General features: G+C 53.4%; 1 protein-coding gene. It reads right to left on the bottom strand.

Annotation, left to right across the window (positions count from 1 at the left end; genetic code table 11):
• The coding region (locus tag A3762_RS05885) for a VCBS domain-containing protein (protein WP_197469057.1) at positions 1-277 on the bottom strand (277 nt) is incomplete at both ends.

The following is a 277-nucleotide window of genomic DNA, read 5'->3' as shown; positions in this document are numbered from 1 at the left end:
GACTCTCACCGTGTGTTGGACGGTGACAGATTCCCCGTCACCAAGCCCTTGCGTATCAGGGCTTATACGATCCAAGGTATAACGCCAGCGTCCGTTTTGATCTACCGTCAATTGCCCATATTGATCGGCACCGCCGCCATCAATTGACCAAGTATGCGTGTCGCCACGATCAGGGTCGCCATCGCGTAGTCTTCCGCTCACCGTTTCGACTTGGTCTTCTATCACACTGCCAGTTGCTCGCCCTCTAATGGCAGGAGAATCATTTGTACCCTCAACA

Source organism: Oleiphilus sp. HI0125, from assembly GCF_001635355.1.
This window is presented reverse-complemented; position numbering and strand designations above follow the sequence as displayed.